24 protein-coding genes and 1 tRNA gene are annotated in these 20,827 nt (G+C 69.2%); 18 read left to right on the forward strand and 7 right to left on the reverse strand.

Annotated elements, in window-relative coordinates; genetic code table 11:
- Positions 1-440: 440 nt before the first annotated feature.
- Entirely contained in the window at positions 441-1,052 is a 612-nt protein-coding gene (locus tag WBP48_RS15660; protein WP_424441684.1) for a hypothetical protein, read from the forward strand.
- A 1-nt stretch (position 1,053) separates the two neighbouring features.
- On the opposite strand, the gene WBP48_RS15665 is transcribed toward WBP48_RS15660, so the two are convergent.
- The gene (locus WBP48_RS15665; RefSeq protein ID WP_424441685.1) at positions 1,054-1,617 is read right to left on the reverse strand and encodes a hypothetical protein; all 564 of its coding nucleotides are present in this window, start codon (positions 1,615-1,617) and stop codon (positions 1,054-1,056) included.
- A 212-nt stretch (positions 1,618-1,829) separates the two neighbouring features.
- Positions 1,830-2,360: a hypothetical protein gene (locus WBP48_RS15670; protein WP_424441686.1), complete on the reverse strand. Its 531-nt coding sequence runs from the start codon at positions 2,358-2,360 to the stop codon at positions 1,830-1,832.
- 57 nt (positions 2,361-2,417) lie between these two features.
- On the opposite strand from WBP48_RS15670, the gene WBP48_RS15675 reads away from it, so the two are divergent.
- The 14 genes from WBP48_RS15675 (at position 2,418) to WBP48_RS15740 (ending at position 12,919) form a co-directional block, all read left to right on the forward strand.
- Complete coding sequence (locus tag WBP48_RS15675; RefSeq protein ID WP_424441687.1) at positions 2,418-2,699, forward strand: hypothetical protein; 282 nt, start codon at positions 2,418-2,420, stop codon at positions 2,697-2,699.
- An 80-nt stretch (positions 2,700-2,779) separates the two neighbouring features.
- Positions 2,780-3,217, forward strand: a complete 438-nt coding sequence (locus tag WBP48_RS15680; RefSeq protein WP_424441688.1) for a zinc finger domain-containing protein — start codon at positions 2,780-2,782, stop codon at positions 3,215-3,217.
- Between the two features lie 148 nt (positions 3,218-3,365).
- Positions 3,366-4,280, forward strand: a complete 915-nt coding sequence (locus WBP48_RS15685; protein WP_424441689.1) for a bifunctional DNA primase/polymerase — start codon at positions 3,366-3,368, stop codon at positions 4,278-4,280.
- A complete protein-coding gene (locus WBP48_RS15690; RefSeq protein ID WP_424441690.1) occupies positions 4,277-5,725 on the forward strand; it encodes a hypothetical protein in 1,449 nt (482 codons plus the stop codon). The genes WBP48_RS15685 and WBP48_RS15690 overlap by 4 nt, the downstream gene beginning before the upstream one ends.
- Positions 5,722-6,006, forward strand: a complete 285-nt coding sequence (locus tag WBP48_RS15695) for a hypothetical protein (RefSeq protein ID WP_424441691.1) — start codon at positions 5,722-5,724, stop codon at positions 6,004-6,006. The genes WBP48_RS15690 and WBP48_RS15695 overlap by 4 nt, the downstream gene beginning before the upstream one ends.
- A 247-nt stretch (positions 6,007-6,253) precedes the next feature.
- Positions 6,254-6,787, forward strand: a complete 534-nt coding sequence (locus WBP48_RS15700; RefSeq protein ID WP_424441692.1) for a hypothetical protein — start codon at positions 6,254-6,256, stop codon at positions 6,785-6,787.
- A gap of 2 nt (positions 6,788-6,789) precedes the next feature.
- Positions 6,790-7,095 (forward strand): hypothetical protein, encoded by a 306-nt coding sequence (locus WBP48_RS15705; protein WP_424441693.1) that lies wholly within the window; start codon positions 6,790-6,792, stop codon positions 7,093-7,095.
- A 21-nt stretch (positions 7,096-7,116) separates the two neighbouring features.
- Positions 7,117-8,076: a hypothetical protein gene (locus WBP48_RS15710; protein ID WP_424441694.1), complete on the forward strand. Its 960-nt coding sequence runs from the start codon at positions 7,117-7,119 to the stop codon at positions 8,074-8,076.
- A complete protein-coding gene (locus WBP48_RS15715; protein WP_424441695.1) occupies positions 8,073-8,630 on the forward strand; it encodes a hypothetical protein in 558 nt (185 codons plus the stop codon). The genes WBP48_RS15710 and WBP48_RS15715 overlap by 4 nt, the downstream gene beginning before the upstream one ends.
- Positions 8,627-10,102, forward strand: a complete 1,476-nt coding sequence (locus WBP48_RS15720) for a hypothetical protein (RefSeq protein ID WP_424441696.1) — start codon at positions 8,627-8,629, stop codon at positions 10,100-10,102. The genes WBP48_RS15715 and WBP48_RS15720 overlap by 4 nt, the downstream gene beginning before the upstream one ends.
- A gap of 2 nt (positions 10,103-10,104) precedes the next feature.
- Positions 10,105-10,368, forward strand: a complete 264-nt coding sequence (locus WBP48_RS15725) for a hypothetical protein (RefSeq protein ID WP_424441697.1) — start codon at positions 10,105-10,107, stop codon at positions 10,366-10,368.
- A 4-nt stretch (positions 10,369-10,372) separates the two neighbouring features.
- The gene (locus WBP48_RS15730; RefSeq protein ID WP_424441698.1) at positions 10,373-11,221 is read left to right on the forward strand and encodes an NUDIX domain-containing protein; all 849 of its coding nucleotides are present in this window, start codon (positions 10,373-10,375) and stop codon (positions 11,219-11,221) included.
- 71 nt (positions 11,222-11,292) lie between these two features.
- Complete coding sequence (locus WBP48_RS15735; protein WP_424441699.1) at positions 11,293-11,514, forward strand: hypothetical protein; 222 nt, start codon at positions 11,293-11,295, stop codon at positions 11,512-11,514.
- Between the two features lie 73 nt (positions 11,515-11,587).
- Positions 11,588-12,919, forward strand: a complete 1,332-nt coding sequence (locus tag WBP48_RS15740; protein ID WP_424441700.1) for a tyrosine-type recombinase/integrase — start codon at positions 11,588-11,590, stop codon at positions 12,917-12,919.
- 58 nt (positions 12,920-12,977) lie between these two features.
- Here WBP48_RS15740 and WBP48_RS15745 read toward each other — a convergent pair.
- Positions 12,978-13,050, reverse strand: a tRNA-Lys gene (locus WBP48_RS15745).
- 37 nt (positions 13,051-13,087) lie between these two features.
- On the opposite strand from WBP48_RS15745, the gene WBP48_RS15750 reads away from it, so the two are divergent.
- Positions 13,088-13,726: a DNA-directed RNA polymerase subunit beta gene (locus tag WBP48_RS15750; protein ID WP_424441701.1), complete on the forward strand. Its 639-nt coding sequence runs from the start codon at positions 13,088-13,090 to the stop codon at positions 13,724-13,726.
- 362 nt (positions 13,727-14,088) lie between these two features.
- Positions 14,089-14,973 carry an aminodeoxychorismate lyase gene (locus tag WBP48_RS15755; RefSeq protein WP_424441702.1) on the forward strand — a complete coding sequence of 295 codons (885 nt, stop codon included), beginning with the start codon at positions 14,089-14,091 and terminating at the stop codon, positions 14,971-14,973.
- Positions 14,974-15,009: 36 nt separating this feature from the next.
- Here the strand turns inward: WBP48_RS15755 and pstB are convergent, their stop codons facing one another.
- The 4 genes from pstB to WBP48_RS15775 all read right to left on the reverse strand — a co-directional run bounded on the left by pstB (position 15,010) and on the right by WBP48_RS15775 (position 19,208).
- Positions 15,010-15,789 (reverse strand): phosphate ABC transporter ATP-binding protein PstB, encoded by a 780-nt coding sequence (gene pstB / locus WBP48_RS15760; RefSeq protein ID WP_424441703.1) that lies wholly within the window; start codon positions 15,787-15,789, stop codon positions 15,010-15,012.
- Between the two features lie 28 nt (positions 15,790-15,817).
- Positions 15,818-16,924, reverse strand: coding sequence for a phosphate ABC transporter permease PstA (gene pstA / locus WBP48_RS15765; RefSeq protein WP_424441704.1), 1,107 nt, complete (start codon positions 16,922-16,924; stop codon positions 15,818-15,820).
- Positions 16,921-17,922, reverse strand: a complete 1,002-nt coding sequence (gene pstC, locus WBP48_RS15770) for a phosphate ABC transporter permease subunit PstC (protein ID WP_424441705.1) — start codon at positions 17,920-17,922, stop codon at positions 16,921-16,923. Before pstC ends, pstA begins: the two co-directional genes overlap by 4 nt.
- 164 nt (positions 17,923-18,086) lie before the next feature.
- Positions 18,087-19,208: a PstS family phosphate ABC transporter substrate-binding protein gene (locus WBP48_RS15775; protein ID WP_424441706.1), complete on the reverse strand. Its 1,122-nt coding sequence runs from the start codon at positions 19,206-19,208 to the stop codon at positions 18,087-18,089.
- 185 nt (positions 19,209-19,393) lie between these two features.
- Here WBP48_RS15775 and WBP48_RS15780 point away from each other — a divergent pair.
- Positions 19,394-20,827, forward strand: a 1,434-nt coding sequence (locus tag WBP48_RS15780; RefSeq protein WP_424441707.1) for an amino acid adenylation domain-containing protein, incomplete at its 3' end; no start/stop codon positions are given.

The following is a 20,827-nucleotide window of genomic DNA, read 5'->3' on the forward strand; positions in this document are numbered from 1 at the left end:
CACCCTGAAGGTGCTCCTCGATCTCGACGATTCGTTCCCTTAGCAAGAACAATTCTTCCAGATCAGGAGCACTTTCAACGTCTACGACACCACCTCAACGACCCTCAACGATGAAAGCCCGAGGTTAGTGGTGAATAGAGAGAGTGCCAGCAGACGCCGCAAAGTGCGACACCCTCGACACCCTGAGCCGTTCTGCCGCGGAATCACGCGGAAATACAGGGTGTCGATGGGGGTGTCGCTCCTCCCAAAGTGCGACACCCCTGCGACACCCCCTCGCCGTCTAACCGAGCACCGTCGCCGCCGTTAGCGCCCGAGAACCGCCCCAGGGTGTCGATGGGGTGTCGCAGGGGTGTCGCTCTTTTTCAGAGTGCGACACCCCCTCTTCCGCCTAATGCCCGCTCGCGCACCCCGTTAGTCAGCCGGTCTGCGAGCATGACTCCATGACGCCGCAACTCCTGCGCCCAGAGACGTGGGACGGTCGACCCTCCTGGGATGACGGCTGGCAGATGGACCCGGACGCCGAGACGCTGCGCGGGGTGCTGTGGTGTCGACACGGGCTCATCGAGGCGCACAATCGCGCCGTGCGTGCCCGCTCGATCGCCTTCGACCACTGGTCGGCCGCAGTCGAGGCGGTGTGGTGGGCGGTCGCGCTCGACGACGTGCTGCACTCGCTTCACGACGGGCGGTATTCAGACGCTCGCGCAGCTCACCGCGACGGCGAGACGGTTGTGGGCCTGCGGTGGCTACGTCATCAGCACGCGCACCGCATCGTCGTGACCGGGCATGGTGGCCCGAAGCGCGACTTCTTCGGCCCGAACGGCGGCCCCCCGTTCTACATCAGCCCGAGCAATCGGTGGATGGAGCGAGCCAATATCCCGTCGAACGGACGCCGGCCGGATCACGTCACCGAGGCCGCCTACGACGCCCGCGTAGCTCGGCACCCGCTGGAGAGCCCCATCGAGGAGTCGATCAAGTGGTTCGACGCCATCCTGACCGCCGCAGGTATCGACCCGATCCAGGAAATTGCGGGCGACGATCCGACCGTCCTCTGACTCACGTTGGGGAGTCCGCGCGCCGTAGACGGATTGTCTCGGAGAGCTCCTGGCGCTTCATCGTCAGCCGCTCCTTCTCGCGACGTGCAGCGGCAGGAGTACCCGGTAGGCCGTCGAATCGGTCGTAGCCGGCCATACCGGGCTGCCAGATGTCGACGATCGCCGACGCCGGGACGTCTGAGGTGACGTAGCCCTCGGCGACCTGCGATAGCTCCGATTCCGGCGCGTTCAACATGCGGGCGCGCAATGCATTCGTCAGACTCGCGCGGAAGCCGTCAGGAATCGCGTCGTATGCGAGATCGACCACGAGGATCGTTGGCCGACCGATGTGGATAGGGGAGTCGGCGTCCCAATAGATGCCCTCGCCACCCCACGTGCCGAGGAGCCGGTCGAAGCCTCTCTGAGCCTCGGGTGATGAGAACAGTTCGTGACCTACGCAGAGGTACGCCTTGCCCAGCCGTTGAGGTGTGCGCGCGATCGTCACCTCGCTCTGCGCGAGGGATCGAGCGGCATATTCCTCGCTGATCGCGCCGACGCGAACTGCCTCGCCGAGCCTGTCTCTCACCAACTCGCGAGACAGGCAACGAAGCCCACTCCTGCGTACGTGCGCGACCTCGTGCGGCAGCAGCCGTGTCGCGTGGTAGGCGCGGAACATGCGTCCCCGAAGTAGGTCGGCTATATCGCTACCACCTTCCGGTCGCCGAAGAGCCCTTTCGAGGCCATCGGGCCATGTTGACCAATCTGCGAGATCAACGAACACGCGCTCGATGTCGCTGCTCATGCCTCCGATGCCTTCCGCGGTCGTCCCCGCCGTGCCGGCGGGAGATTGGCGCCAGGGAGTGCTCGGGCGTACTTGATCCAGTCGTCTGCTGTCCGCAGCGACACCGCCCACCGCTGAGCGAAGAAGCCCCGCACCGACACCCCGTCAGCGGTCGCTCGACGGATGACGCGCAGCAGGGTCTCGTCATCCGGGCGCACGGAGTTCGGTCGTGGTCGGGGAGAGCGCACCGAGCCGACCGAGAGCACGTCTCCGGACTCCAGGAAGGTCATGGCCGCCATCGCCAGCCACACGCGGCTCACCGGCTCCTCATCGGGCGCGATGGCGCCCTCCAGCGCGCGCTCGGAGTAGTACAGCAGCCCCGTTCGCCCTTCGACGTCGACCGGCACGACCTCGTACTCGATCGTCGACACCGGGGTGAGCTGCACGCGCACGCTGTCGTGCGCCTCCTCGCCGAGCATCACCGAGCTCCGCATCAGACTGAGCGGCGGTTGCCCTGCGAGCTGCGGATCCGGGAATGGAATTGTCATGGGCATGACCGTAATTTATCGCTTGGATTTACGGTACACAAGTAGCACGCTGGACGCATGACCCTCACCGCAACTACCCCGCGTCGGACGGTGCGCCTTGCCGATCTGCGCACGCTTCCCCCGCTGGTCACGCTTCCCGTCGCGGGTCGGCTGTTCGGCTTTGCGCGAGCGACGTCCTACGACCTGCATGCCGCGGGGGAGTTCCCCGTCCACGTGATGAAGATCGGTCAGCGCTTCTTCGTCCGCACCGCCGACCTCGCCCGCTCGCTGGGCATCGACCCCGCCGCACTCCTCGACGACCCGGCGCCGGCCGCCGACGAGACGCCCGCGACTGACTGACACGCCCCGCCACAGGTTGCCGCTCTACCCGATCCCGCGAGGTCGCCGCCACCGGCCAAGCCCCAGCAGGAAGCAACCCCATGTCGAACGCAACGACACGGGGCGCCCGGCCCGATAGCCGAACGCCCCGCAAGTTCCCGATCCAGGTCGAGAATATCCCACTGACCGGCCATTCCTCCACCCTGACGCGCACCCTCCCGAATGATCCGCACGTCGTGGCTTGCCCGAGCTGCGGTGCGCGCCGGATGGAGCCCTGCACCTGGAAGCGCCGGCCACGCGGGCTCACCGTCCATGCCCGTCGATCGGCCCTCTGGCTCCGCACCGTCGAGCGCGAGAACGCCCTGGCGCGATGGGTCGAGTTCCCCGACGACAACACACCCGAAGCCCTCGCCGAGCGTCGTGCCGAGATGTGGCGACGGTGGTGCCACGAGGTCGACCTGACCGAGACGCTGCTGCGGATGCACCGCCTCGACCGTGCCGTGCTCGACCTCACCTCCTGCCCCGAGGTCGAGCGGTGACCGCCGAGGCTCGGCGCGCACGTCCTCGGCCCACCATGCCGCGGCGTCGCGAGCGCCCCCGTTCGCGGTCCCACCTGCTCCACCGTCTCTGCAATCTGGAGGCAGCCGTCGCCGCCCTTCGTGCCGCTCTCGACGCGAGGGGGCGCTCATGAACGCCCCAAAGCCGTTCCGGAAGGCCGTGCGGGTCTACCCCGAGGAGCGCTCATTCGTTGCCGAGGGACTCGTGCCGCTCCCTCGTGGCAAGAAGTCACCGCCACTCGCTGGCCGTACCGGCTACGTCGGCGAGACGAGCCTCGACCTCGCCGAAACGGATGCTCTCGCGCACCCGAGCGGCAACGTCGGGTTTCGCGTCCCGTCGTGGCTCGTCGGATTCGACATCGACGGCGCCGACCACTCCGCGGGCAAGAACGGCCCCGACGCGATCGACGCGATGGCACGACGCCTGGGCGCCCTCCCGCTGACCGCCTACTCGACCCGGCACGGTGCGACGTCGCCGACCCGCATCGCCTTCTACGAGATCCCCGACGGCGCGCGCCTGAGTGAGCGCGCCCTCGAATCGGTCGAGCTCATCCAGCACCACCACCGCTTCGCCGTCGTCTGGCCCTCGCGCCTCCGCGACGGCTCGCGGTACCGCTGGTATGACGGGCAGGGCGACCGCATCACGGCACCGCTGCGTGAGGACATCGCCGAGCTGCCCGATGCCTGGCTCGACGCGCTGCGCACCGAGGCCGTACGCAGGCCTGCGCAACACGTGCCGGCCGATGATGTCGCCGCGTGGCTCGATCGCCTACCCGACGGTGAGCCCTCGCCGCTCCTGCGCGCCGAGATGACCGCCGTGCCGGTCTGCGAGGTCGGCAACACGCACCTGCTCGCACAGGTCGGCCTCGCCGCGCGAGCGTGCATCGGGCGCCGTGGCGGTCGAGCCGCGTTCGAGATGTTCGTCGAGCACCTGCGCGGGCCGTACGTCGAGAAGTACAACGCGCGGAAGTTCGAAGCCGACATGGAGCGCGTTCTCGCTCGGGTGATCGGCGACATGCGCGCCGAGGGGGTGACGGCGCTGTGAAGGAAGACCCGATCGTCGCCGCCCGTCGCGTGCTCGATGAGACATTCGAGTTGTTCACGACCCCCGCAGGCGAGCCGTTCGTCGTCCCCAGGCGTGGCGGCCGCGCCGTCATGCTGACGCCGAAGGGCGAAGGGAAAGCCCTCGGCGTGCTGCGGCTCGCCGCCGAGGGCTACTCGCCCCGCATCCCGCGCTCGGCGCTCGTCGAGGCGCTCACCTGGGCCTTCGACCTCGCCCCGCAGGCTGCTCCCTCGGCCGACCTGCATCTGCGCGCCGTTCGCACACGGCCCGACCGCATCGTTATCGACCTCGGCGAGCTGCACTCGCAGCGCTGCATCGTCGTCACCCCGAAGGGGTGGAAGGTCCGCGACACGCCGCCCAAGGGCGTGCATTTCCGGCTGAGCCGCGCCAGCAGGCCGCTCCCTGAGCCGCAGGGTGGCGACGGTGGGAAGACGATGCGGACGCTGCTTGGATGGGGCAAGCGGGATGCGCGGTGGCTGGTAGTCCGCGGCTGGCTCGCCGCCGCGAGCTTCAGCGACATCGCCAGACCGCTGCTCTTCCCTCACGGACGAGCCGGGAGCGGCAAGACGACGCGCGCTCTCGCCATCGCCTCCGTCTTCGACCCTCGTGACGAGCTGGGTGGTGCCCTCGGCAAGGATGAGCGCGACGCGCTGGTCGCCGCGGGAGCCCGCTTCGTCGTCGCGTGGGACAACGTTACGAGCGTCAGCGTCGAGACGAGCAACTTCATCTGCCGGCTCGTCACGGGCGGCACCGACGAGCGCCGGTCCTTGTTCACCGACGAGGACATGTACGTCCGCAGCATCCGGCGAACGGGGCTCATCACCGGCCTGTCGATCCCGCTTCTCGAACCCGACGCGCTGGAGCGCATCCTGCCGATCCACTGCGAGGCGATCCGAGCTGCCGATCGCGTCAGCGAGGCGGGCCTGCGCGGGGAGTTCGCCGCGGCGCACCCGGTGATCCTCGGCGCCGTCCTCGACGACGTCGTGCACGTCCTGCGACATCTGCCGAAGGTGCGCGAGATGACACGGGAGCGGCCGCGACAGGCCGACTACAGCGACGTGCTGCGCGCGCTCGACCCGGCGATCGACGGCGCATTCCAGGAGCTGACGACGGATCTCGTGCGCGAGGTCGCCGAGTCCGACCCGTTCGTGCAGGCCGTCGTCGGGTGGCTACGTGCCGCTCAATCGGCCGGTCGTCTGCCTCTGACCATGGCGCCCGCTGAAGCGCTCGTCGCCATCCGTGCAAGCTTGCCGCCTGGTGGGCGCGCGGACACATGGCTCCCGAAGACGCCCGCGGGGCTTAGCACGATGCTCACGAAGAACGCCGGGCCGCTCGCGGCATGTGGTTTCAGCGTCAGCCGCAAGGTGCGTCGCGGTCAGAAGCTCGACGTCTATGCCCCACTACCCATCGAGAGGAACCGCTCATGACATCACGTGCCCGCACCACCTCGACATCCGACCTCGCCCTCATGCTCGACGTCGAGCAGCGGCGCGCGGCCGAACGCGAGAAGGCCCACCACCGCGGCTTCGTCGTTCAGGAGCCACCCGCAGCTCTGACGATCGCTCGCCTGCGCGCATCGCAGCTCGTCCCGGTCGCCCTGACCGCTGCCTGCGATGAGCATGACGCGAGCGTCGGCGCTCCATGCTTCCGAACCGCGCGGGGTGTGTGCGGCGCTTGGCTCGCGCGCGCGAGGGCGGTGACGACGTGAGCGCCCGCAGACGAGGGCGACGCAGCGCGCGGCCTCAACGGTGGGTGCACGGCGCCGATGCGGCACTGCGGGTGTCATGCGATGCACACAAGGCCAGCGTCGGCGAGCCATGCCGGCGGTCGCCGCGGCTCGTTTGCGTGCCCCGCGTCCAGCGCGCTTTGCACGAGCTCGCGGTGGATCTAGACGCGCTCAGAGCGCTCATCGGCGAGGCCGACCGTAACGACGGCGCGAGCGACAAGGAAACGAGATGAGCACGCCGACTGACCTCTTCGCGCCGATGCGGCTCCTCGCGTTCGCGAGAGATCGCGCCCTGAGTGGAGGGCGCGAGGTCGACGATCTCCGCGCTCTCTTCAGGGAGCCCGGCCCGTACCGGCCCGACCATCTCGCGATCGTTCTGTCGCGCACGTGGGCGTCGATGACGCGACATGTTCCGCCGCTGACGATCGCTGCCCGCAGTGACTGGCTCGGCTGGTGGCGTTACGTCGACTTCGTGTGGAACGGATTCCGCGTGCCAAGCGCCAGACCCACGACGCCGCTCAGGCTCTACCGCGCCGCGGCCGACGGATACGTCGATGGCCTCTCGTGGACGACGACGCCTGACCGGGCGCGTCGTTACATCGGCTACTGGGGGCGGAACGGCGCCGGCCAACGTCTGTACACCGCCGAGATCCGGCCCGAGTGGATGCACGCGCATTTCCAGGAACTCGTCATGTGGACGGGCGGCCCTGAGTTCATCTGCGATGTGCCGCTGAGCGCGATCGAACCGTACGAGGAGGTCTGACCATGCCCCGCCCCCAGTCCCGCCCGACCATGATCGCCGCATCGAGCGACGTCACTCGCGCACAGACCGCAATGCGTCGCGCCGCCGAGCCGCAACCACCCGTCGCCCCGGAGCCCCGCCGCGCATTCCGCCCGCTCCGCGTCGTCAGCTCCGTCCAGCGCACGAACGCGACCGCCGACGCTCCAGCACCCCCGCCGTCCGTTCCAACGCGGGAGACGGGCGTACAGCGCGCCGACAGTCCGCGCGTCACCGTGAACGACCAACCGATCACCGACCCGGCTGCCGCTCGACGGCTGCTCCGCTTCTGACCCCACCCTGAGGAGAACACCATGACCATCACCACGCCCCCCGAGTCGGCACTCGCCGTCGGCGTCACCGTCACCTTGACCGGAGAGGAGTTCGCCTGCGCGGCGTGCGGTGTCGTGACCGATGCTGCACATGTCGAGTCGGTGACCGTCAACACGTTCAGTCGCGACGGCCGTCTCGCCGAGCAGCATGTCGCTCGTTTCGGCCGGTGCGCCGGGTGCCGCGAACGACGTCAGCGCGCCGAGACGCTCGCTCATCGATATCCGAGCCTCGCTGCTGCTCAGGGCGCACGGCAGGTCGCGCTCGACCGTTTCGACGCCGTGCTGGCTGTCGGAGAGATGCTCGGGGCACCCGTGCGAGTCGATGACGCGGCCACCGGCTTCGTCTCGGCCGTCGCGTCGGCGAAGGAACTCTCGGCACTTCTGCAGCACGCCCTCGTGCCTGCGATGTCGCTCGCCTACAGTCGTCAGCCCGAGGGGCGTGAGGGCACCGCGAACGCCGCCCCGTGGGGTCACGTCACTCCCGAGCATCGAAGTGAAGCACGGCGCGCACTCGCGGCGTGGCTGAAGGCTCGCGTCGACAAGCCGCGATTCATCCCGGTGCCGACCGACAGCGACATCCTCGGCTGCGCGGCCTGCGGCGTCGGGAGCGTTGCAGCGCTGGCCTCCGAGTCAGCAGAGGCCTGGCACTCCCTCGACCTCGACCCGCGTGCGTTCGGCGGGCGGCGTCAGGCTGAACGGCTCTGGGTACACGTGTGCCCGCGCTGCACGTCAGCGATCGAGACACATGGGGTGGGTGTGACGGCGCTGGAGGCCGCGCTCTTCGCCCATCTCGGCATCCGCGTCGTCCCCGGCAGCGTCGAGGCCCGCGTGACCGGTTTCGCAGCTCTTCCGCTCGGTACCCCCGCGAACGACACGCCGTGGGGGCACATCGACACCGCCGCGCTGAAGCGCGACCTCGCCTCGATGGGGGCAGGAGCATGACGAGCGCGGACCGGTCCGGGACGCCGGCGAACGGGACGCGTCCGCCGTTCCCGAAGGGCAACGCCATGACGGTCAAGTCGGGCGCGCGTTCTCCGCGCGTCTATGGCCGTCTCGCACGACAGCTTGCAGCCGGGCTCGTCGAGGATCGCAAAGACCTCGGCGATTACCCCGAGGCGGTCGCTGCGTGGGCGACTGCCGAGGCGCAGGTTGCCCTCCTCCGTCGGCACCTGGAACAGGTCGGCACGATCGATCCCGAGACGATGGAACCGCGCGCGGCGTCGTTGCACTGGCTGAAGCACTTCGAGAAGCTCGCTGCCGAGGCGCGGGCGACGCTGGGACTCGACCCGCGCAGCGAGGCCGCCCTCGCGAAAGAGCGCGCCGCCGCCCAGACGCTCATGGTCGACCTGCACGCCATCGCCGAGAGAGGGGCGGCTGCAATCGCGGCGCGTGAGGCGGCCGGAATCGTCGAGCTGGACACGCCGGGCGACGTGCTGCGCGAAGTCCTCGACGCAGCGCCGCCCGCGATCGAATCCCGCCTGGAGCCCCAGTCATGAACGCCATCCACCCGCTCGCTCTCCTCTCGGCATTCGTTCTCGAAGAGGGGCGCACCTGGGGGGAGGTCGCCGAGGATTTCCAGCGGAAGGACGCCGCGGCGATCATCGACCGCGACGGCCCCCGCAGGCACAACCTCCTGCGCGGCCGCGGCATGTCGAAGACGACCGACATCGCCGGTGTCGCCCTGGCACTGCTGCTCACTCAGGCGCCCGCTCGCTCGCGCTCGTACATCTACGCTGCCGACGCCGATCAGGCTGCTCTCTTCATGGACGCTCTCGCCGGGATGGTCGGGCGCACGCCGGGGCTGCCGGGCGCGGTCGAGGTTGGCGCGCGGACTGTCACCGTGCGCCGTGGCGGCGCGAGCCTGAGCGTCGAGACGTCGGACGGCGCGTCAGCGTTCGGTCTTCGGCCGTGGCTGATCATCGTCGACGAGCTCGGCATCTGGCCATCGACCGCGAACATGCGCCGGCTATGGTCGGCGATCGTCTCGGCGCTGCCGAAGGTGCCGGGCTCCCGCCTGATCGTCATCGGCACGGCGGGCTCACCGAACGGGCTCGGGGCGAAGGTCTGGCACGAGGCCGAGACGTCTGAAGAGTGGCGGGCATCTCGCAACCCCGGCCCGTCGCCATGGTGGACGCCGGGCGAGATCGCCGCGACACTGCGCTCGCTCACCGCGGCCGAGTACCGCCGTCTCATCCTCTGCGAATGGGCTGAGGGTGACGATGCGCTGACGTCCCCCGAGGACGTGGCCGCTGCGATCCGTAGCAAGCCGCTCGTCCTGCCGCCGTACCCCGGCACGGCTTACTTCGCCGCCCTCGACCTCGGCACCCGCCGCGACCTGTCGGCGTTCGTCATCGGCCACAGCGAGCAGCGTCAGGGCGGACGAGTGACGGTCGTCGACCGTCTGACGTACTGGCGACCTGGAGCGGGGAAAGCGGGCCGCGTCGACCTGTCAGAGGTCGAGGAGACGGTGAAGCGCCTCGCCCGCGAATACCGCGTCGGCGCCGTGCTCTATGACCGCCACCAAGCCGAGGGGCTCACACAGGGGCTCGACCGCGCCGGCGTCACCGTCGAAGAGTTCGTCTTCTCAGCGGCCAGCGTGAACACCCTCGCGCGGTCGCTCTTCATCGCTCTGCGTGACCGGGCGCTGGAGATGCCGGAAGACTCCGAGCTGGTCGAGCAGTTCGTCGCGACACACATCGTCGAGACGAATACCGGCGTGAAGCTATCGAACCCGGTCGGCGCCCACGACGACATCCCGACGGTCATCGGGATGCTGCACCTCAAGCTCGTCGAGCGAGGTGACACCGGCCGCGCTGCACTCACGGTGCCTCGGTCAGGTACGCCGATCAAGCGGACAACGCAGGGGCCGGATCGTCGCGAGGTGTCTCGTTCAGCCGCGTTGCGCGGTCTAGCTCGCGACGCTGCGTCGCTCCCGATCGGGGCGCTGGGACGACGGATGGGGCGCTAGTGGTGGCCCGGCGTGGAGAAGGGGCGCTGACGGCCGCCGAGCGCGCGCGCTTGGTGCGCGAGTCGATCGCCGCGACAGGAGTCGAGCCCGACGAGGCCACGCTCGCGGCGGTGGCAGCGCAGGTCGATGCCGCCGTGGTGATCACGCAGTGGCGTCGTCGTGAGCGCGTCTTCACGCGCCGCGACGACGCCGGCACGCTGGTATTCGACTGGTCGACACGGAGTCGTCGTTTCCACCCAGCGATCGGCTACGGGGATCGAGCGTGAGCGCGTGCTGACCTGGGGGCGCAGCGCAGCGGGTTTGCTCGTCGCGGACCGCGGACGAGTCCTCCTGCAGCACCGCGCGGCGTGGGTGCAGCACGGTGGAACGTGGTCGATCCCGGGCGGCGCACTCGCTACCGGCGAGACTGCGGTCGACGCGGCGCTGCGTGAGGCTCGCGAGGAGTCGGGACTCACCCCTGACGACGTGCGGCTGACAGGCGCCGAGCATGTCGCAGGGCCCGTCCCCGGCTGGACGTACACGACGGTCGTCGCGAGGCTGCGAAAGCGCGCGCGGTCGCTCGGCACGCCGCCCGCCAGCGCGGAAGCGACGCGGCACGAGTGGGTGCCGTTGGGCGACGTCGGGGGTCGGAATCTGCACCCCGGCTTCGCGGCGTCCTGGCCCGAGGTGCGACGCCTCGTGGACGAGCGACGTCGGCCCCCGCGAGTGCTGTTCGTGTGCTCGGGCAACATCTGCCGATCACCGCTCGCTGAGCTGCTGCTGCGCCGGATGGCGCGCGAGAGCGGCGTGGCAGTGGAGGTCGCGTCGGCTGGCGTCGCCGCGCACGTTGGCGAACCGATGGATGACGGGGCAGCGGCATGCGCGGCGCGGCATGGCCTCGACGGATCAGCGCACGTCGCGAGACAGTTCACGGCTGCGGACGCCGCCCGGTACGACCTCCTCGTCGCGCTGTCACCGGCTGTCGCGCAGAGCATCGAGCGGACCGCTCCAGGTGCGAACGTGCAGGCGCATTGGGTACTCAACCCGTGGCGGATGCCGGCGTGGGGGCACGAACGCGCCTACGAGGAGATCCGCGTCGCCTGCGCCGAGGTTCTAACGAGCCTGCAGAACGTCCCTTAGCTGAGTCACGCATCCCTTAAAGCATCGCTTCCAGTACGCTTACAGCATCATCCCGCCACGGAGGAGACAACATGACGACCGACAAAGTTCGCGAGAACGCCGTCCGACGAGCTGCTGAGCGGCAAGGGCTCACGCTGAGTCGGTCGCGACGGCGCGACCCTCGGTCGCTCGGCTACGGCACGTACGGCCTGCGCGACGCCGAGACGGGCACTTTCGTTCTTGCTGACGAGCGCACCGGCTACGGCTTCACGCTCGATCAGATCGAGGCCTACCTCGACGGGGAGCGGCCGTGAGCGCGCCGAAGCCGAGGCCCGGTGTCTTCCAGCGGCACACCCGCACCTGCTCGCGGCCGTCGCGCGGCTGCGCGTGCCCGTGGTCGTTCAGCTTCGAGGTCAACCGAGGCGGCAGCGCAAGCAGGTGAGCCAGGCGGGCTTCTCGTCGCAGCGTGCCGCCATCGCCGCCCGTGACGAGGCGCGCGAAGCGGCGAAGATCGGTCCCATCGTCGACCGCCGCCAGACTGTCGGGGGAGCGCTCGACTCGTGGCTCGACCGCAAGGTGCGCGACGGGAAGCTGCGCGCCTCGACCGAGCGCTCGTACCGGCAGCACCTCGACAGCTACCTGAAGCCGATCCTCGGTGGCGTCAAGCTCGCGGAACTGACAGCCGACCACCTGGAGCACCTGCTCGACGAGGTGCGGAAGATGCGGCCTGACATGACCGCCGCGACACTCTCGCGGATCTACGCCACCGCACGCAGCTTCGCGCGCACGCAGTACAAGCGGGGCCGCATCCCGCAAGATCCGACGGCGCGGATGGACGGTGTCACGGTGGCACGGCCGCGCGTGAAGGTGTGGCAGCCCGAGGAGGCGGGGCGCTTCCTGGCGTGGCTCGATGCGCGGGGCGAGGCGCTTGCTCCAGTCGTACAACTTGCCATGTTCACCGGACTGCGGCGCGGGGAGTTGGCGGGACTGACGTGGCTCGACGTCGACCTCGACCGCGCGCGTCTCGTGGTGCGCCAACAGGTCGTGCTCGTCGGGGCGAAGCTCATCACGCAGGCGCCGAAGACCTCGGCCGGTGAGCACCGCATGGTCGACCTCGACGCCGACACGATCGCCATGCTGCGTCGCCACGCCGAAGGACAGGATGTCGAGCGCCGTCGTCTCGGGGATGCGTGGACCGAGACGGGCGCCGTCTTCACCGCCGCGGACGGCACGCCGCTCTCTCCCGAACGTCTGACCCGCGGGCTGCCCGCGCTCATCGCTCGGTACAACGCAGAGCAGCGGGTCGCTCGCCTCGACGACGCGCAGCTCGCCGCCCTCGCCGAGGAGTTGAAGCCGCGTCGATCCGCCGAGCTCGCACAGCACAAGACGCCCGCGCTTTCAGCCGTCGTTCGCCGAGCCGTTAACGACGCCGACTATCGCGCTAACCTCGCCGCCGATGCGACGTTAGGGGGCACGCCGCTAACGGTTGTGAAGTTCCACGCTTTGCGTCACCTGCAGGCATCGCTCATGCTCGCGGCTGGCGTCCCGATGGCGGTTGTATCGAAGCGGCTCGGCCACTCCTCGGTGGCGATCACGAGCGACACGTACAGCCACCTATTAGATGGCGTCGGGGCTCAGGCGGCGAGCGCTGCGGCGGCCCTTATTCCGCGCCAATCCGTGCCGATCTCCACGCAGAACCCACGCAACGGTGCCGACTGAGCCACAGTCGCACGCGAGAGCCCCGGCAGATTCACCGTCTGACCGGGGCTTTTTCGCGTGGGCCCCGTGGGGCTCGAACCCACGACCCGCGGATTAAAAGTCCGATGCTCTACCGACTGAGCTAGAGGCCCGTGACCGCCAGCTTACCGGCGCCGGTAGCCTTGACGGGTGAGTGACGACCCGCGCGAATACCACCGTCCGGTGCAGCGCCCCGCCGACACCTTCGACCGCCGATTCGGATCGACCGATCCGGCGGAAGTGTCGCGGGCGGCACACGCGACGGCATCCGCGCTCATCACGCGCGTGCGCGAGGAGCCGACGGACGACGTGCTCGATCGACTCGTCTCGTTCACCGATGCGCACGGCATCGACACGATCGCGGAACTGTGGTCGCACGCGTCGGCGCTCTCGCTCCCCGGCGCGCTCTGGCGCCTGTACCTGCTGCAGCTCATGGTGCGCGACGACCCGCGGACTGCCGCGCTGCTGTACGAACGCGGGCGGGCCGTGCGCAACACCGTGGACGATGTCGTCGCCGGCGCCCCGACCCCCGCGGGGCCGGAGGAACTGGGAGCACTCGTGGACGAGATACTGCGTGGCGTATTCGCCGGCGACTTCGCGGTGGCGCTCGACCGTGCGGCATCCTTCTGCCGCGTGGAGGCCGCCGGCGCGCTCGATCTCGCCGACGACCACGACCGTACCGAGCCCGACCGAGCCGCAGCCTTCACGGCGCGTGCGTTGCGCCTGGACACCTACGCCGGCGACTTGACGGCCTGCGCGGGCCTCTGGCGCCGGGAGATGCTGACCTGATGTGGTTGCCGTGATCTCGCGCATTGAGGCGTGAGGTTCGGACGATGCTTCCGTGATCTCGATACACCGCGCCTTCGGCGCGGCACTCGATCACCGGTGGGGTGGCGCGGCACTCGATCACCGGTGGGGTCGGCGCGGCACTCGATCACCGGTGGGGTGGCGCGGGTACTTGAGCACCACGCGGGCACCCGCTGGGCAAGAAAGTGCCGGGCCGCAGAACGCCTCTCGGCGCGTGGCCGCTCGCAGCGGCGAAAGATGGAGCCCGGGGTTACTGCGGCCCGGCTGCTCAAGTGTAACGTGCGACACCGCCACCGGCATTCCCGCGACGAGACGCTATCCACGCGGCGGCCTAGGCTCGGAGCATGGCACTGCACTTCGCGCTGATGATCGACCCGGTGGCAGACGGCGATGCGGGCGACGACTTCGCGGGTACCTTCACCTCCGTCGACCCCGCCGCTCCGGCCCTGACGGTCGGCGAGCTCAGCACGCAGCGCGGCGACGGCATCTTCGAGTCGATCGGCGTCGTCGACGGCCATCCGCAGGAGGTCACCGCGCACCTCGACCGCCTCGCCCACTCCGCACGGTTGTGCGACCTGCCGCAGCCGAACCTGCGGCAGTGGCGCCAGGCGGTCGGCCGAGCCGCGACGCAGTGCGGACCGGGGGAGTCCGTCATCAAGCTCATCCTCAGTCGCGGCATCGAGCATGGGCCGACACCGACCGCGTGGGTCACGGCGGCCACCGCCGCCGACAACACCACTGCGCGCACCCGCGGCATCCACGTCGTCACGCTCGATCGCGGCTACGCGCTGGACGCTCCCGTCCGCGCGCCGTGGCTGCTGCTCGGAGCGAAGACGCTGTCGTACGCCGTCAACATGGCGGCGCTGCGCGAGGCCCGCCGCCGCGGCGCCGACGACGCAGTGTTCACGACGAGCGACGGGTTCGTGCTCGAAGCTCCCACCGCCTCGCTCATCCTCCGCCGCGGCGATTCCTTCGTCACGCCCGCGCCGAACGCCGGCATCCTCCGCGGCACTACCCAGTTGAGCCTGTTCGAGCACCTCGCCGCCGCGGGCTTCGCGACCGCCTACGAGAGCGTCCCGGCATCCGCCCTGCCTGTCGCGGATGCCGCGTGGCTCGTCTCGAGCGTCCGCCTTGCGGCGCCGATCGTCGCCGTCGACGGTACGGCGCTTGCGCACGACGTCGAACTCACGGCGTCGATGAACGCCTATCTGCTGAGCCCCCGCGACTGAGCCAGGTGACGGCCGCGCGGATCGCGTGCGCGCAGCTCACCCGAAGCGGCCGGAGACGTAGTCCTCCGTGGCCTGCACGGACGGCGCCGTGAAGATCGTGTTGGTCTCGTCGTACTCGATGAGCTTCCCCGGCTTGCCGGTGCCGGCGATGTTGAAGAACGCCGTCTTGTCGCTCACACGCGAGGCCTGCTGCATGTTGTGCGTCACGATGACGATCGTGTAGTCCGCCTTGAGCTCCTGGATGAGCTCCTCGATCGCGAAGGTCGAGATCGGGTCGAGCGCGGAGCACGGCTCGTCCATGAGGAGGACATCGGGGGAGACGGCGATCGCCCGAGCGATGCACAGGCGCTGCTGCTGCCCGCCGGAGAGGCCCGAGCCGGGCTTGTCGAGCCGGTCCTTGACCTCGTTCCACAGGTTCGCGCCCTGCAGTGACTTCTCGACGAGGGCGTCCGCGTCGCTCTTGGAGATGCGCTTGTTGTTGAGCTTGACGCCCGCCAGCACGTTCTCCTTGATCGACATCGTGGGGAAGGGGTTGGGGCGCTGGAACACCATGCCGACGTGTCGGCGCACGAGCACCGGGTCGACGCCCGGGCCATACAGGTCGTCGCCGTCGACCAGTACCTTGCCCTTCACGTGTGCACCTGGGATCACTTCGTGCATGCGGTTGAGGGTTCGCAGGAAGGTGGACTTCCCGCATCCGGAGGGGCCGATGAAGGCGGTGACGGCCCGGGGCTCGATCTCCATGGAGACGCCCTCCACGGCCAGGAAGTCACCGTAGTAGACGTTCAGGTTCTCGACTTCGATGCGCTTGGACACGAGTGGCTTATTCCTTGCTTGACGGGGCTCAGCGAGCCTTCGGCGCGAAGATCTTCGCGACGATGCGGGCAATGAGGTTGAAGATGACGACGAGGATGACGAGCAGCAGCGCTGCACCCCAGGCCTGGGCCTGGGAGGCATCGATGTCCTGACCCGGGAAGCTGTACGCGGTATACGCCATGACCGGGAGGGTCTGCATCGGGTCCTGGAACGGGTTGGCGTTGAAGTTGTCGGTGAAGCTGGCAGCGATGAAGATCGGAGCCGTCTCGCCGACGACGCGGGCCACGGCCAGCACGATACCGGTGATGATACCGCTCGCGGCGGTGCGCAGCACGACCTTGATGATCGTCGTCGAACGGGGCACGCCGAGTGCGAAGGATGCTTCGCGCAGGTCCGCCGGTACGAGGCGCAGCATCTCCTCGGTCGAGCGGATCACGATCGGGATCATCAGCACGCACAACGCGATCGAGGCGGAGAACCCGCTGAACGCCTTCGGCCCGACGATGAGTGCGAACAGCGAGAAGGCGAACAGACCGGCGACGATGGACGGGATGCCGGTCATCACGTCCACGAGGAAGGTGATCGTCCGGCGCAGCGGGTTCTTCGGTTGCGCGTACTCGACCAGGTACACCGCGGCGAGCACGCCGATCGGCACCGAGATGAGGGCCGCGATGCCCGTGATGATCAGCGTGCCGACGATCGCCTGCAGGGCCCCGGGGGTCGCGACGACCTCGAGAGTCTCCGCATCGAACGCCGAGCCGCCCACCTGTGTGATGAAGTCCAGGCTGAGGACACCCATGCCCTTTGACACCACGGTCCACAGGGTGGAGATCAGGGGAGCGACTGCCAGGACGAACGCGGCCGTGACGAGTCCACGGATCACGCGGTCGGTGGCCTTGCGGCGGTTCTCCGCGATGCTCGACGCGACGCCAATGGCGACGAGGTAGAGCAGGGCGCTGAAGATGAGCCAGGTGGCGACGTTGAAGGCGGAGAGGACGAGCTGGATGCCGGCGACCACGACGAGCGCAGCGACGAGCAGCATCGGCTCGATCCGGCGCGGCAACTGGCCGCTGGTGAGCGAGAGGCCGGCGGGTGCCTGCGACGCGGCTGCGGGGGTTGTGGTGGCGGTGCTCACGAGCGCTTCCCCTTCTTGCGGCGACCCTTGGCCCCGGGGCCGGTCGCGCCAATGATGTAGCGGGCGAGCATGTTGACCCCGAGCGACACGACGAACAGCATGAGGCCCGTGCCGATGAGCGCGGAGCGCTGCAGGTCGGTCGCGATCGGGAAGTTCAGCGCGATGTTCGCCGCGATGGTCTGGGAGTTGTAGCCGTCGGTCAGCACGAGCACCGAGTAGATCAGGCTCGGTGAGACGATCAGGGCAATAGCCATCGTCTCGCCGAGAGCACGACCGAGGCCGAGCAGCGTCGCCGACACCATGCCGCTGCGGGCATAGGGAATCACGGCCAGTCGCACCATCTCCCAGCGGGTGGCGCCGAGGGCGAGGGCGGCTTCCTCGTGCAGGCCCGGGGTCTGCAGGAAGATCTCACGGGTAATCGAGGTGACGATCGGCAGGATCATCACGGCGAGCACGACGCCTCCAGCGAGCATCGTCGAACCCGTGCTTGAGACGGGCCCCTCGAACAGGGGGATCCATCCCAGGTACTGGTTGAGGAACTGACCCAGCGGCAGCAGGAGGGGCCGCATCACTATGATTCCCCACAGACCGAAGACGATCGACGGCACCGCGGCGAGCAGATCGATAATGTAACCGAGGGCACCGGCGAGCCGCCGGGGTGCGTAGTGCGAGATGAACAGCGCGATGCCGATGGCCACGGGAGTTCCGAGCACCATCGCGATCAGCGCCGCCCAGATGCTTCCCCACAGAAGCGGTCCGACGTAGTCCCAGAAGTTCGCCCAGCTGTTGTTCTGGTAACCGGCGAGGTCGCCTTCGGACCAGTTCGCGGTGATGGCCGGCAGCCCCTTGAGGATCAGGAAGATCGCCACCCCGGCCAGGATGATCATGATCGAGACGGCGGCGGTGGTCGACAGTCCCAGAAAGACGGAGTCGCCGGCACGGCGCTTGCCGACGATGTTCGAGGTGGGCTTCGAGGGGGCGACGGCGAGGTCAGCCACGGGGACTCTCCTGGTCGAGCGTTGTCATGATCACTCCTCGGGTTGGTGCGGGCGGAAGGAAGCTCTGCGCAGTGGTGCTCAGCGGGAGCCTCGGAGACCGAGGCCCCTGCTCAGCCCTGGCCCGATCCGTAAGGAGCGCGGATCGGGCCAGGGTGGCAGAGTGACTACTTGATGGCGGCCAGCGTCTCGGCGGCGTCGGCGAGCACCGAGTCCGGCAGTGGGGCCGAGCCGGCGTTCTTCGCGGCGACCGACTGACCGAGCGTGCTCGTCACGAAGCCGAGGTACGACTTCACGAGCTCGGCCTGAGTGGTGTCCTGGAACGTCGTGCAGGTGATCGCATACGACACCAGCGGGATCGGGTAGGTCTCGGTGGTCAGCTTGCTGTAGTCGAACGTCTTCGAGAGGTCACCGGCGACGCCGTTGGAGGCGTCGACCGCTGCGGCCTCGAAGGTCGCCGTAACGGCCTCGGGGCTGTACGGGATGGCGGTGCCATCCTGGACGACCGCCGCGGCGTCGAGGTCGCCGATGGCCGAGTGGTCGGCGTAGCCGATGGTGCCGGTGCCGGCCTTGACGGCGTCGACGACTCCCGAGCCGCCCTTCTGCTTGGACACGTTGCCCTCGACCGGCCAGTCCTTGCCCGCTGGGAACGCCCACACCGACGACTGCGTCGCGGCGAGGTAGTTGGTGAAGTTCTGCGTCGTACCCGAGCCGTCGGAGCGCGCGACCGTCGTGATGGTCCCTGCCGGCAACTCCGTGCCGTTGTCGGCGGTGATGGCCGGGTCGGACCAGTCCGTGATCTGCAGGCTGAAGATCTTCGCGATCGTCTCACCGCTCAGGCTGAGCTCGGTGACGCCGGGGATGTTGAAGATGATGGCGACGCCGTCGAGGTAGACAGGGATGTTGACGCCACCCTCGGTGCACAGGGCCTCGGACTCGGTGGTCTGGTCGGCCGTCAGTGGCGCGTCAGAACCGGCGAAGTCGTAGGCGCCGCTGAGGAAGTTGGTCACGCCGCCGCCGGAGCCCTGCGACTTGTCGTAGTTGATGGTCACGCTCTTGGCGGTGGCGTTGTAGGCGGTCGTCCACGCGGTCTGCGCGTTCGACTGCGCGCTCGAGCCTCCGGCGGTGATGGTGCCGCTCAGGGCGGGGTCGATGGTGAACTCGACGTCCGAAGAGGTGGGGGACTCGCTGGTGGTCGATTCCGGCGTGCTGGTCGACGCACACCCTGCGAGCGCAAGGGTGGTGACAGCGGCGACTGCGCCCAGCTGGGCGAGACGTGTGAGCTTCACGGGTGTTCCTATCGGGTTGTCATGTGAAAGGCGGCCCTGGTGCAGGGCTCGCGATGACGCTAGACACCGACTCTTACGGGAGGACGCTGTCTCGGTGAACGACAGGTGAACGGTGCCTCTGAATAGGGAGCGTGATCGCGCCGGTCTTCCGCTCCGGTTCACCTCCGCTCGATATTCTGTGCGGCATGTCGAAGATCACCACGGCCACCTTCCCGCAGGCGATTCTCGACCGATCCGCCGCCGCCTCTGCTCCGCGCACGCTCATCGACATCCTCCGTGAGACCACCGCCCGCCAGCCGGAGGCCTCCGCGATCGACGATGGGTCGGGCGCCCTCAGCTACCGTGAGCTGATGGCGCGTGTGGGCGCGACGGCGGCGCGACTGCATGACGCCGGTGTCCGGCGGGGCGACCGTGTCGGCGTGCGCATGCCCTCGGGATCGAAGGAGCTCTACATCGCGATCCTCGGCGTTCTCGCCGCGGGTGCGGCGTATGTTCCCGTCGATGCCGACGATCCCGACGAGCGTGCCCGGCTCGTCTTCGGAGAGGCGGCAGTGCGCGGCGTCGTCACGGGCGCGGGGGAGTACTCGGCCGTCCGGGCCGGAGAACCCGGCACCGATGCCGCCCCCGCGCGTCCCGTCGGAACGGCGGTGCTGTTCGCGGGCGACTCACCGCATCCGTCGACGCACGCCATCGTCGCCGTGCCACCGCCCGGCGTCGGCGACGACGCCTGGATCATCTTCACGTCCGGTTCGACGGGGGTGCCCAAGGGTGTCGCCGTCACGCACCGGTCCGCCGCCGCGTTCGTTGATGCCGAGGCGGCACTGTTTCTGCAGGGCGCTCCGCTGGGGCCGGAGGACCGGGTGCTCGCGGGACTGTCTGTCGCCTTCGATGCGTCGTGCGAGGAGATGTGGCTCGCGTGGCGGCACGGTGCGTGCCTCGTGCCCGCGCCGCGCGCCCTCGTGCGCTCCGGTGAGGACCTCGCGCCGTGGCTCGTGCGCCAGGGGATCACCGTCGTCTCCACCGTCCCGACGCTCGCGGCGATGTGGCCGGTCGACGCGATCGAGAACGTGCGGCTGCTGATCTTCGGCGGCGAGGCCTGCCCACCGGAGCTGGCGGTGCGGCTGAGTGCGGAGGGCCGCGAGGTCTGGAACACGTACGGCCCCACAGAGGCCACCGTCGTCGCGTGCGCCGCACCCCTCGACGGCGAGGGCCCGGTGCGGATCGGTCTGCCGCTGGATGGCTGGCAGCTGGCGGTCGTCGGCCGCGAGGGACAACCGGTCGGCGAGGGGGAGGTGGGGGAACTCATCATCGGCGGCGTGGGTCTCGCGCGATATCTCGACCCCGCGAAGGATGCCGAGAAGTACGCGCCGCTGCCCACGCTCGGCTGGCCGCGCGCCTATCGCTCCGGCGACCTCGTCCGGTTCGAACGGGAAGGTCTCGTGTTCCAGGGCCGTGCCGACGACCAGGTCAAAGTCGGCGGGCGCCGCATCGAGCTCGGCGAGGTCGAGAACGCGCTGCAGGACCTTCCCGGGGTGACCGCGACTGCGGCAGCGGTGCGCACGACCGAGGCCGGGGTCCCCATGCTGGTGGGGTACGTCGCTGCTCCCGCCGACTTCGAC

The organism is Microbacterium sp. (genome assembly GCF_049661145.1).
Taxonomy (GTDB): domain Bacteria; phylum Actinomycetota; class Actinomycetes; order Actinomycetales; family Microbacteriaceae; genus Microbacterium.

Bases quoted from the DNA above. Each gene is read 5' to 3' on its own strand.
- WBP48_RS15715 (WP_424441695.1), top strand. From the start codon at position 8,073: ATGACGAGCGCGGACCGGTCCGGGACGCCGGCGAACGGGACGCGTCCG.
- WBP48_RS15720 (WP_424441696.1), top strand. From the start codon at position 8,627: ATGAACGCCATCCACCCGCTCGCTCTCCTCTCGGCATTCGTTCTCGAA.
- WBP48_RS15660 (WP_424441684.1), top strand. From the start codon at position 441: ATGACGCCGCAACTCCTGCGCCCAGAGACGTGGGACGGTCGACCCTCC.
- WBP48_RS15710 (WP_424441694.1), top strand. From the start codon at position 7,117: ATGACCATCACCACGCCCCCCGAGTCGGCACTCGCCGTCGGCGTCACC.
- WBP48_RS15670 (WP_424441686.1), bottom strand. From the start codon at position 2,360: ATGACAATTCCATTCCCGGATCCGCAGCTCGCAGGGCAACCGCCGCTC.
- WBP48_RS15755 (WP_424441702.1), top strand. From the start codon at position 14,089: ATGGCACTGCACTTCGCGCTGATGATCGACCCGGTGGCAGACGGCGAT.
- WBP48_RS15735 (WP_424441699.1), top strand. From the start codon at position 11,293: ATGACGACCGACAAAGTTCGCGAGAACGCCGTCCGACGAGCTGCTGAG.
- WBP48_RS15685 (WP_424441689.1), top strand. From the start codon at position 3,366: ATGAACGCCCCAAAGCCGTTCCGGAAGGCCGTGCGGGTCTACCCCGAG.
- WBP48_RS15700 (WP_424441692.1), top strand. From the start codon at position 6,254: ATGAGCACGCCGACTGACCTCTTCGCGCCGATGCGGCTCCTCGCGTTC.
- WBP48_RS15680 (WP_424441688.1), top strand. From the start codon at position 2,780: ATGTCGAACGCAACGACACGGGGCGCCCGGCCCGATAGCCGAACGCCC.
- WBP48_RS15675 (WP_424441687.1), top strand. From the start codon at position 2,418: ATGACCCTCACCGCAACTACCCCGCGTCGGACGGTGCGCCTTGCCGAT.
- WBP48_RS15705 (WP_424441693.1), top strand. From the start codon at position 6,790: ATGCCCCGCCCCCAGTCCCGCCCGACCATGATCGCCGCATCGAGCGAC.
- WBP48_RS15695 (WP_424441691.1), top strand. From the start codon at position 5,722: ATGACATCACGTGCCCGCACCACCTCGACATCCGACCTCGCCCTCATG.